Genomic DNA, 11,838 nt, shown 5'->3' with positions numbered 1-11,838 from the left:
TGGCCCTAGTGTATCCGCGCCTGACGTTTCCGGCGAGTGCGCGGCGACACCAAAGCGCCTGTTTCTTTAGATGCAGTGTGGAAATCCTGGTCGCAAACCGACGCGCCGACGATGCTGCAGGGGAGCGCGAAGAGTGCTACCCTAGCCGTGCCCATGATTTTCTCGAAAGACTATGTTGGTTACCTGGCTCGTCAGACCGTGAAGCACCTGGTCGAGGCGAAGATGATCAAGACGGACAAAACGGCCGTCGTAGACGAGCGCGTCGCCAATGCGCTGGTGGATGAGTTGTCGCTCGAAGACCGCATCAACGATGAAGTCCGCGTCATTCTGGAAGCTTTTCAGGACGACATGCTCAAGACCGGCGCGAGCTATCCGGAGATGTTCAAGAAGGTGAAGAACGAACTGGCGCGCAAGTATAAGGCGGTGCTCTAGTGCGCATTTCACGCGATAAGCTCAACAAACTCGCACACACGGTGGCGGACACGCTGGCAGAGATCGACGAACTCGACTTCCTCGAGGACCGCAACACGATCCGCCAGGAGGCGCGCAAGGCGCTCGAGAAGCTGCTGATGGAAGAGACCAAGCTGGACCAGGCCGCACGCCTGAAGATCAGCTCACAGCGGAAGATTATCCTCGAAGGCTCGCAGGAGTGGGAGATCCTTTACCGCAAGTACTACAACGACGAAGTGAAGAAGCTCGGCCTGTAGTGGCGAACCGAAGAATTGCACAGAAGAAACGGCCTGCTCCCCCGAGCAGGCCGTTTCTTTGCTATACTGAACAAGTCGCACCGCGCAGCCCTGCGCTGGTCTGTGGCGTTATGGTGTAACTGGTTAACACGTCGCCCTCTCAAGGCGAAGAGTCCGGGTTCGAGCCCCGGTAACGCTACCAAAATACTCAATAAAATCAATGGTTTAAGCGGATGGCCGAGAGGTCACTGTATTGCTGTTTGTGGTTTCTGCCAGATTTCTGCCAAATCACCTGCCGTAATTCGTGCATCCCTGTGCAAAAGTTCCTTATCGTAGGGGCGGCTCAAGATTTTGGGGTGGATGAACTGTTGCGAGCGAGAATCGCAAAGCCGGAATAGAGCATGATCTATCTAGCATACGTTCTGCTCTCGTCTGGCTCAAGCAGGAGTGAATCTGAAGGTGATCCATGAAGCAGCAGGGCATAAGACGATTCAGATGAGTGCTCGATATGCACACATGGATCATTCATCGCTGCATAGTGCGATGTCAGTGTTGAATAGAACAAAATCGGTTTGAAATTCTTCACACGCGGTTTTCGGCTCGTGACGAACGAATCCAATCATCACATCTGGTTGGGAAAATGGTTACTTTCTCTCGAAAGAACGTAGACCATCATACCGAGAGGTGGTGATGATTCCGCTTGCATCGCTGGGCGACGGTCAGGTAGTCTCCGAAGACCTTACAAATCCTAACCAGTTCGGAGAGCCTTTCTTGCGCTTCCCCTCTCGATCCCTATGTGCGTTGTCTTGCGCTTATTTCTTTCTTATTGTTGGAGCGCACGCTCAGACGGAAGTCTCAACTCCGACGGTGAATGTTGCAAATGATGGTGAGGCGAGGATTCGTCTGACTCACATTTTTTCCTCGTATAGTCCTCTAACAAAGAGCCCTCTCAGGATTGATCTGCTGGTTCATGAGACAGGCAAAGATGATGCCTCAGTTTGTTTGCAAATGCATGGAAGCCGGAAGATGCGTCGAACTCATCAGCGCATGTCTGAGAGCACAGCTTCTGATTTGTCTATCAATGATTCTGGCGCGGTTGCCCTAAAGCGGTCGAAAGATCAAGGTAGTGCATCGATAGCGCTCAATGCGAAAGTTCCCGAGTTTCCGTACCTCGGTATTTTGCGTCGCTTAGATGATCCATCCGTTGCAGTCACAGACTTGGGAGCGGAGCAAGGAACTGAGCATTTTCATCTCGAAGGTGCTGTCGATACCAATCTCTCAGCCACTCTTACAACGATTGCAAAGCGTCAATCATCTCTAGACCTTTATGTTGATCTAGATAGTAAGCGATTGATGCAATTGAAATATTGGATATTTTCACCGACGAACCTATCGAATAGCGGTCAGGTTACGGTGAGCTATCAAGCGTATCAGCAGATTGAAGGCGTAGCTATTCCTTTTCATGTTGTTAAGACGATTGGAGGGGTGACGCTAAGCGATGCCAGTGTCAACAAGGTCAATCTACATTCAGAACCGTTTGTTGTTGAGGAGGTTCAGTAGTGAAAACCTGTAGAACCTTTCCTGCTCTATTTTTCGCATTTGTCCTCTTAGCGAGCCTCTGCGCCTCTTCTCAAACGATGGTTCCAACAGGAATCACCGATAGCAATCGCATGGGTGATCTGCCATTTTCCAGTTCGATTGGCACTTCAATTGAGCATGTCGATATGGCGTCTGGAGAACTTCAAGTAACCATCCCATTATTCAATAAAGCAGGCCGTCATCTTGATTCTGGAGTCACGCTGTATTATTCGAGCAATCTCTACGCGGTGAATACCCTCTATGACACGGAGGGAGATGTCGAATACCAAATGTGGAGTACTCAGGATCGTGCGGGCTGGGTCGATAATTTTCCGTATGTTTCTGCGACCGAACTGCAGGTTCCCTGCAAAGTCGCAGTCCATCAGACACCCACATATGCGTATTACGAAGCCAATATTTTGTACATTGATTCTTCTCATAATCAGCATGTACTTGCTTCTCAACTTGGAAACGGAGCCGGAACTTGTCAGAACCCGAGTGATAGCGGGCCAGATACTGCCGCGCAAGGGTTGTGGAGCCCTGATACAACGCATGTGCTCGATTCAAGCGGAGCGATGTTTAACCTTACGACGCGTAAGCTAGAAGATAGCAACGGCAACTATATTACGCTGCACACGCCATCTAGTGGTGCGGTAGATACTTCTGCGCTGGTTCCATATACGCTCACAACAACATCGCAGACGGTTAACCAAACAGTTGACCCGTTGACTTGGACATATCAGTCTACCGATAGTAATGGCGTACCGCAGCAGTACATTGTGAGGTGGACGTCCATCCCAATCAATACATCTTTTAACGTGGGGCCGCAAGAGGATAACGCCACTACCTATGCTATTGCCCCAACGTATCCGGTCATTTCGGAAATAGACCTTCCTAATAATCAGAAGTACACCTTTTCTTATGAGCCGAACTATGCGCTTCTATCGCAGATCACCCTTCCTAATGGGGGTGTAATCAAGTATGAATATGCCAATTACACCGATACCTCGGATCTCTACAATAACGGCACTCGACGTTATGTGACGAAGCGTACCGAGATTGTGAATGGTGTCACATCCGAATGGGATATCGTCATTCCGAACTCCCAAGGGAATTCGGTCAGTTCCAAAACCACAACGGTGACGCTGCCTGGACCGCCGAGCCATCAAACTATGCTGACTGCTGTTGATGGTTCAATTACAGATGTGAAAATGTACGCGGGTATGGCGACTGGTACACCTTTGAAAGAGTACACGCTTACCTATACAACCGATGGCGACCCTCTTTACGACAGTTGCTACAGCACCTATGCGCTAGGGCAACGACCACTAATGCAGGCTGCGGGACGTCGACTGGCCCAACTGACGACAACTCTGGATAACGGACAATCGTCGTTGAAGACTTACAGTTACGATAGCTTCACATATTCTCGTCACTCTCGGCATTGCAACACAGCACAGGCCGCAACTTCCTACACATCTAGCCGTGGCAATGTAGTTGAGGAAGATGATTATGATTGGGCTCCGACCGGATCGACAGGCGCGCTCCTCAAGCGAATCACCCACACCTACCTGCACGATACGAGTTCTAATGCTTCAGCATATGTCGCTGCAAACATTGTGAACCGTGTCGCTTCCACTACGGTCTATGACGGCGGCGGAAACGTCGTATCTAATACAAACTATTCTTACGATGATTATTCATCGGGAGATGGAAGTTTACTGTCTGGGACTTCATCCGTACCGGCTCACGATTACACCGCGTACTCAACCGCGAATACACTACGGGGTAATATTACCCAGGTAAACCGTTGGCTCAACACTTCATCTTCGTGGTTGCGAACGAGCTACGGTTATGACGATCTCGGGAACATTATCAGTTCGTTTGATCCTCAGTTACATCAAACGACATGGAACTACACCGACAACTGGTCGACGGCCAATTGCCTCCCAACGACCGGAGGCGCGACAGTTGATAGTCGTACGTATCCCACCACCAGCACGGTAGCGGCCGGAACCTCTATCGCCGAGACAACGACGGTTTCATACTATCCCTGCACAGGACTAAAGTCTTATGTACGCGACCCAAATGATTTAGCAAATGGCCGCGTTGGAACTCACTGGGCCTATGACGCGATTGGCCGTGCGACAAACGTCACCTACGATGTAGGCGGTGGTCAAGAGTCGACGGTGTACACCGATCACATCGACGGGATCAATGCGGGCGCATCTTATTCCACTGCCACCAGGAGCATCGCATCGGACGGCTCACTGTCGCTCACTACTGTGGTCGAAGTCGATGGACTAGGACGATCGCGTAAAACGACCGTATCGACCCAGGGAAGTGCTCCAGTCTATAGTGTTGTCGGTTATGACGCCGAAGGACGCAAGGCGCAAGAATGGAATCCGAGTTTCTGTGATCCTGATACTTCCACATCGTGTTCCGCAGATCACGGCACATTCGGGGTGACGACTCATCTGTTCGATGCTTTAGGTAGAGAAACCCTTCTGATCCCTGCGGATGGTACGAGTACCACAAACAACGCAAGTACCAGCTATAGCGGTAATGCCGTTACGACTACAGACGAAGCGGGCACTGTGCGTGAAAGCTGGATGGACGCTCTGGGCAGATTGACTCAGGTAAGCGAAGGAACCACAGCATACATTACGAAGTATTCTTATGATGCGCTCGGCAATCTGCTATGCGTAGAGCAGCACGGCAATACGACCACCGGAACCGGTTGCTCTGCCGCGATTTCGAGCGATGCATCGAGTTCGTGGCGTGTACGTCGATTCCAATACGATTCGCTCTCTCGCCTTATATCCGCGAAGAACCCTGAGAATGGACAGACTCCTGTTACGTATACGTATGACAATGATGGCAACGTGTTGGCGAAGACTGACAGCCGAGGCATCGCGACATATTACAGTTCTTCAAGTCATCCCATCGATGCGTTACATAGAGTCACTGGAGTTAGCTACTCCGATAGCACTCCTGCCAGCGTTTACAGCTTCGACGCTGGTGTGAATGGTATCGGGCATCGGACGGGGATGAACGATGGAGCCGGATCTTCCACCTTTACTTACGATGCGATGGGGCGTCTCTTAGGCGAGCAGCGAACAATGGGCGCAGCACCTGGTGTCACGAAGTCGATGGGGTGGGAGTACAACCTCGACGGTTCACAGAAGACGATTACCTATCCGTCAGGCAATGTCGTGACCGTGTCTACGGGGGACCGTGGTCATGTCGTCTCTGTGACCGATAGCTCGAACAACTACGCACAGCAAATCGTCTATAACGGTATGGGGCAAGTCACTGCTGCTGATTATGGCGTTGCGAGCAGCTTCACGGGCATTCATGAAAGCAATGTGTACAACCAGCGCTCTCAACCTGTGACTTTGGCGGCTTCCACCGCTTCTGCTACGCTCATGAGTTTGAGCTATGACTTCCATGTTGGTTCAGGCAATAACGGAAACCTTTACCAATCGCGCAATGATATCGATGGCTCCCGCACCGCCAACTATACGTATGACGGCCTGAACCGCATCCTTACCGCTTCATCGGATACATGGGGAATGCAATACGCCATTGATCCTTGGGGGAATCTGACGGGGACAACAGCTCTTTCCGGCAAAACAAACGCCATGCCTATGCCAGCAGATCTGACGGCGGGAACAGATAACCGATTGCAGTCGACATTGGCCGGGTATTCATATGGCTCCGCTGGTGGGAACCTCACCTACGCTAATGGGAGCGCTTACACTTGGGACGGTGAGAGCCGGATCACGGCGGTAGCAGGAAGCACCTACTCTTACGATGGAGATGGGGTGCGTGTAGAGAAGGCGTCGAGTACTGGTGGGACGTACTACTGGGGACAACTTGCAGAGAGTGATCTTGCTGGCAACATCACGCACGAGTACATCTTTGCCAGCGGCAAGCGAATTGCCCGTCGCGACATCGCAACCGGTGCGGTGTACTACTACCTGTCAGATAATCTCGGTAGCAGCAACGTTGTCGTGAATTCTTCTGGTTCGAAGGTGAACGAGTCAGATTACCTTCCCTACGGCGGCGAGCAGGCGGTTACGCTTGGACTAGCCGACCAGCACTTCAAGTACACCGGCAAAGAACGAGACGCAGAATCAGGGCTGGACTACTTCGGGGCAAGGTATTTGACGAGCGGTCTGGGACGGTGGATGAGCCCAGATTGGAGTGCCAAAGCCGATCCTGTGCCCTATGCAAAGCTGAATGATCCACAAACGCTCAATCTCTACGCGTATGTTGGAAACTCGCCAGTAGCGAGAGTCGATGCTGATGGGCATGCTATGCCCAGAGCTCTAAAGCCTTTTATGAACGGTGATCAGCTTTCCGCTTTCACTGATGGGGCCATGGCGTCACCGAGCGCAGAAGAGCAATCAGCTACGGCTACGATTATTGTGTACTTCGAGGGGGAAACTACAGGCGCGAATGCTCCGGCCCAACAACAGGTGAGCCAGGCTGGAATCGACTTCATCAAAGGGCAGGAGGGTTGGAATGGAGTGCTGGACAAGAAGACCGGCCTTTGGCTTCCGAAGGATGACGGCTTCGGCAATGGAACTATTGGCTGGGGGCACAATTGCGGGAAATGTGCTGGGTTCGCCGGAGGGATAACCAAAGCACAAGGGGACGCTCTTCTCACAAGCGATCTAGCATCATACGAGAGCTCGGTAAGCAGGATTACCGGTGGCAACGCCAGTCAACAGCAATTTGATGCTCTAGTCTCGTTTGCATTCAATGTGAAGAGTTACCAGGGGTCTACGCTAATGCACAACGCTGCGGCAGGATTGCCTGTCACTGAGGCCAACTTTACGGCGTATGGCAACGCGCGTAATGCTCAGCACGTTCTTGTTCCCGTTCCGGGTCTTATGAGACGAAGAGAACAGGAGTGGGATGTTTACGCAAACGGCGATTATAGCGGCCACCCGTAATGGAGAAGAATTATGAAGACAGTCGGTAGTGTAAAGCTCGTCTTGTTAGGAATCATGATGCTCCTTCTCCCTTCAGGATCGCTTCCATCAGGACTCCTTGGAAAGTGGAGAGTCGGAACTCCATATGACACTCCAAATCCGGTCGGGATAACCGCGGAACAAGAGAAGCACATAAGGAGCTTGGAAATTGTTTATTCACCGGCAAACCTCCATGTATGTGGTAAAGATGTGCCTATTCGCACGATTGAACAGAAATCTCTAACAGACGATCAGTTTTTACAGGCATATGGATTTTTCCCGCACATAATCGGCATGAAGCAATCGCCGGTTCTGGATTTGACGATCAATCCGTCTGACGGCATGAATGCATGTGGAGATTTCGAGGATCCGGGCGTCCATGTTTTAGTGGGTAGGGATGGCCATGTCGTGATCGAAGTTGCGAACGACTATTTGGCGTTGAAAAAGGAGGGAATCAACAGATAAAACGGAAGTTAATTGACCTAACGAATGAACTCAGCCGGGAATGAATTTCAACACACGCTGGAAAGCCTTGGAATGAAATATAGACAAAGCAACTGGATTGATCGATGACTGGGCCTCTTTGCCGAATGTTAATGGTACTCTTCCTTGTCCTCTTCAGCGGGTCAGTGTTTGCTCAGAGCAATGTGGGGCACAACGGTTTGAACGACCTCTTGGTGACCTGGAAAACCGACTGTGTTCCACGCGGATGTCTAATGCAGGCGGAAGTGTTACGGGGGGATTCGGGGAGTCCAGCAGACCCGAAGGATGCCCGGGAGTACGTCGGTCTGAATGTCGCTCTAGCGCGGAAGACTCGGCAGACGGAATACATCGCATTTTACGTAGACCCACGAGCGGCCCAGGGGCAAGGAATCTTCGTTGCGTTTGCCAAAACAACGAGGGATGGAAGTTCGTGGAAGATGGCGCTCGACGATGACGGCGCGATCAAAGTCCCTTTTACGAGTTGCGGGAAGCTGGGTTGCATGGCCCGTGTCCCGGCAGGTGTGGAAGTGGACTCGTCCACAAAGAAGCGGGTCGATCTGCTGAACAAGTTCTTAAACTCTGACGCGGTTCTGGTTCTGTACGTGAGGGGTAAGAAGCCATATAGAACGATGATCCCGTTGTCGTCGTTCCAAAAAGACTACCAACACGTGATGGCCGTAGACTTGGCACCGACTGCGACCCTACATGCTCCCTGATCGGCCTAAATGGCCCGCTCCAGCTGTGAAACAAGCCCACGCTGCATACGGCATCGGGTGGAGGGTGACACGTCACCCCCAAATGGGAGCTGTAGAGCAACCTGAAGTTGCTGTTCGGGAACCTGCTGAAAGCAAAAATCCCCGCAGTCACGATGACTGCGGGGATTCTATTTGTTGTGATCTAGCTTTTGCGACGTTCTTCGGTTCGTCTCTCTTCGAACGCTTCCCGTTTGTCTTCCAGTGACCTGATACGCTCTTCGGTGTTCTTGAGCCTCGCTTCAACTTCTAAACGAGGCACCATGTGCTCGATGCTGTTGCTGTAGCTCTCCAGCAAAGCGATGCAGCGTGGTAGCTGTTCCAGCTTCTGCATGATGAGTGCAAATTGGCTGTTGTTTCTCTCTGAGAGCTTCTCAAGATTGATGACGGCCTCTTCGACTTTGGTGAGGCGAGTGCCACTGAGTTCCTGCGTGGTGAGGAGTTTGTCTACGTCTTTGAGGTTGTCACGGAACTTGAGTTCCAGCAGGTCGGTCTTCTTAATGAGGCCGAGGATTGTTGTTGCGAGCCAGCCAACGACAGGAACGATGATGACTTCAGTGAGATGGGTGATGAGTTCAAGTGATGGCATGGATTAGTTGTGAGGTTCCTTGAATAGTGTTGCTTCTGCTTGACGACGCCGGATAAGACCATCGATGATCTTTCCTCCTGCGCGGACCCATTGCATGATCTCGGCAGGAACAGCATCGTATTCGCCTTTGTTGAGCGTGATGAGCAGGCTTGAATGATGGAAGTTGCCGATGCCAACGTTGAACACGAAGTCGCATAGGGCATCGAACTGATTTTGATTGAGCGGGACTGTGACGGCTTCTGAGACGTACTGCTCAGTTGCTGCCATATCGGAGCGCAATAGAGCTTCGGCTTGAGGCTCGGTGATGACCTGGCATTCATGTACGTCTGGCCCTGTATGGCCGTAGCCGATAGTCCATACGCCTGCAGAGTCTTGATAGGCTCTGAGGCGCAGTCCTTCGAAGGACTTGGTCAATGCCAAGCCCTTGTCACTGATTTGCATATCGATTTACCCCTGAACGTAGATTTCGTAGAGGCTCAGGAATGAAGTCGCTGGTTCGTACGTTGTGCCGCCTGAAGCGATACCTGAGCCACCGGAACCGGGGCTGGGTGTCACAGGTTCAGGACCAGAACTCGAGTCAAGGTTCACAGCGGAGTAAGCCCAGACGTACACGCTGATGGTGTTGAGCGGGGTGTTGGCTGGGATCGTCACCGTGAAGGCTTGCTGCGCGAACGTTGCTGTCTCATCGATGACCGTGGCGGTGGTGCTACCGTAGGTGATCGTCGCACCGATGGTTCCACCATCACCAACAATCCTTCCGGAGGCGTTGATGGTGAGCGTTGAAGTAGATGACAAAGCGATGTTCGGGAACCCTTGGAAGGTTCCTTCGCCGGTCGTCCACGTCGTTGAAGTGGTGGCACCAGAGACATACGCATACGTCGAGAGGTCACCGTCGTATGCTTGGCCCGGATTGGTGGTTGAACGTGTGCCGGTGTCACTGAAGGAAGACGGGTAATACAAAGCGGAGCCGCTTGTTCCTGTGCTCGACACGTAGGGAGTGATGATGGAGTCAACGCGAAAATATCCAATTTTCCCTTGGAAATCGGCCTTGTTGGTTGTGGCTATCGGTGTGACATTACCGCCGACATAACTCTGATCGACGTAGTAGACGTAATAGAGGGTCTGTTGCTTGAGCGCGGAACCTGAACCACCAACCGTTCCATCGGTTGTGATCGTGACCTCGCCAGCGGGAAAGATGCTTAGGGATAGCTGACCGACATTCGCGGTGAAAGGCATACAGACAATCGCCGCTGTGTTGTTCGGATAGGCCTCGCCGACGAGCGAGCCGATGCCAAAGCCGTCCTGCGTCTGAGTTGCTAATACCAATCCAGCCGTGAAGCCATCCAATTCGACCCATACGGACTGAGCACCCGAACGAACAGAGCGAATACGCACGTCATAGGTCTGACCAGACACCGCAGGGATGTAGGCGACGTTCGATGCAACGGATACCGTACCGCCATCGTTCCACGTGGTTGCACCCTTCAGTTGCCATTGCACTTCGATACCGGTGACGCGAACGTCAGCAGGTGTGTCCCATGTCAACTCGATCCTAGGGATCACGGTGCCATCAGGTTGAACCAAAGCAGTCGCTGAAGATGAGGTCAGAACGAGGTTCGTTGGTGGTGAGGTGACACCGCTGCCAGCAATTGGTGAGACTTCGACGTTGTGGAGGTTCAGCTCGTCGGTTGCGTTCCACACGTAGACGCTCGGGTCGGTCTCTTGCACGGACAATGCAACCTGAATTTGCGGAGCACCGCCGTCGCCGTTCACGATACTGACATCCATCTTCGTTACTTCGAGCAGCTTGTCGTACCAGCCACGTTGAGGGTAGGTCATGGTGAACGTATCGTTCGGTTGAAGGATCAATGCCTCTGCACCGAAGACGAGTGTTCCGCTTCCTTGCTGACGATTGCGCAGCAGCGAGATCTTCGCGACACGTTGGGCTTGAGCCACGCTGAGAACGCTCGAAAGGTCGAGCGTCTGAACCAACTCGACGTTGTTGTCTTCGGCTAAATACTGGTCGGCTGCGTAGCCGTGATTCGTGTCACATGCAAACGTCGGGTACGAGCAGGGTTGGAACCCAAGGTTGAAGTTGTCCTGCGTGAGCGTCGTGTCGTCGTAACCATTGCCGCTGACGTTGTAGGGATAGGACGCGGCAATATACGTACCTTGAACGCGGTTGCACTTGTCCCTGAATTTGCGTTGTGAAGACCAGTCCGGCGCGGCTATGAGCTGAGAAGAATCGAACGAAGCGGATGACCCAACGAAGGTTCCGGGAAATAAGAACCATTCGCCATCGATGAAGGACATTCGACCGGCAGCACCGTTGAGGATGTCGCTGAGAACTTCACCGATACTCTTGTCGAGCGTCCATGTGTAGTTGCACGAGTATCGCGACTCATAGACCGTCGTATATGTTCCGTTGGTCGCTACGAGTTCATCGCAAATGTTTGCGGCGGCGATGAGTTGATCTTGATTGACCACAGAACCGAGACCGTAGTCGGTATTGGTGATGATGTCCGCGAGGATGAGAGCCCAATTCTCGCTGTAGGCAGTTTCACCGGTGCGAGGATCGTAAACGGCCTTCCCCTTGATGGTGCACTTGATGTCAGGCTTGTTGGAGAAGTCGTCGGTGTTGTACTCGACCTTGATGTAACAGTAGGCACAACCCATCACAGATGGGTAATCGCGAGTCCCGTTCGGAGACACGTAGGTGTTCCATGTAGGGTCGTTGTTGGTGAGACCTTGAATGTAGTCACCGAAGG

General features: G+C 52.2%; 8 protein-coding genes, 1 tRNA gene and 1 pseudogene. 7 read left to right on the top strand and 3 right to left on the bottom strand.

Annotation, left to right across the window (positions count from 1 at the left end):
* Positions 1-153 precede the first annotated feature (153 nt).
* The 7 genes and pseudogenes from OHL11_RS05490 to OHL11_RS05465 all read left to right on the top strand — a co-directional run bounded on the left by OHL11_RS05490 (position 154) and on the right by OHL11_RS05465 (position 7,711).
* Positions 154-432, top strand: coding sequence for a DUF507 family protein (locus OHL11_RS05490; RefSeq protein WP_263370497.1), 279 nt, complete (start codon positions 154-156; stop codon positions 430-432).
* Complete coding sequence (locus tag OHL11_RS05485) at positions 432-707, top strand: DUF507 family protein (RefSeq protein WP_263370496.1); 276 nt, start codon at positions 432-434, stop codon at positions 705-707. Before OHL11_RS05490 ends, OHL11_RS05485 begins: the two co-directional genes overlap by 1 nt.
* A gap of 104 nt (positions 708-811) precedes the next feature.
* Positions 812-888 (top strand) — tRNA-Glu (locus tag OHL11_RS05480).
* Between the two features lie 224 nt (positions 889-1,112).
* Positions 1,113-1,262, top strand: a pseudogene (locus tag OHL11_RS17260) (hypothetical protein); the annotation flags it as partial.
* A gap of 114 nt (positions 1,263-1,376) precedes the next feature.
* A complete protein-coding gene (locus OHL11_RS05475) occupies positions 1,377-2,246 on the top strand; it encodes a hypothetical protein (RefSeq protein WP_263370495.1) in 870 nt (289 codons plus the stop codon).
* Positions 2,247-2,356: 110 nt separating this feature from the next.
* The gene (locus OHL11_RS05470; RefSeq protein ID WP_263370494.1) at positions 2,357-7,228 is read left to right on the top strand and encodes a glycoside hydrolase family protein; all 4,872 of its coding nucleotides are present in this window, start codon (positions 2,357-2,359) and stop codon (positions 7,226-7,228) included.
* A gap of 12 nt (positions 7,229-7,240) precedes the next feature.
* Entirely contained in the window at positions 7,241-7,711 is a 471-nt protein-coding gene (locus OHL11_RS05465; RefSeq protein ID WP_263370493.1) for a hypothetical protein, read from the top strand.
* 915 nt (positions 7,712-8,626) lie between these two features.
* Here the strand turns inward: OHL11_RS05465 and OHL11_RS05460 are convergent.
* The 3 genes from OHL11_RS05460 to OHL11_RS05450 form a co-directional block, all read right to left on the bottom strand.
* Complete coding sequence (locus OHL11_RS05460; protein WP_263370492.1) at positions 8,627-9,070, bottom strand: hypothetical protein; 444 nt, start codon at positions 9,068-9,070, stop codon at positions 8,627-8,629.
* 3 nt (positions 9,071-9,073) lie between these two features.
* Entirely contained in the window at positions 9,074-9,511 is a 438-nt protein-coding gene (locus OHL11_RS05455) for a lysozyme (protein WP_263370491.1), read from the bottom strand.
* A gap of 6 nt (positions 9,512-9,517) precedes the next feature.
* Positions 9,518-11,838: phage tail protein (locus OHL11_RS05450; protein WP_263370490.1), on the bottom strand; the 2,321-nt coding region annotated here is incomplete at its 5' end.

Origin of the sequence: Granulicella cerasi, assembly GCF_025685575.1 — a bacterium.
Taxonomy (GTDB): domain Bacteria; phylum Acidobacteriota; class Terriglobia; order Terriglobales; family Acidobacteriaceae; genus Granulicella; species Granulicella cerasi.
The sequence above is the reverse complement of the archived record's forward strand: the minus strand, read 5'-3'. Positions and strand labels throughout refer to the sequence as shown.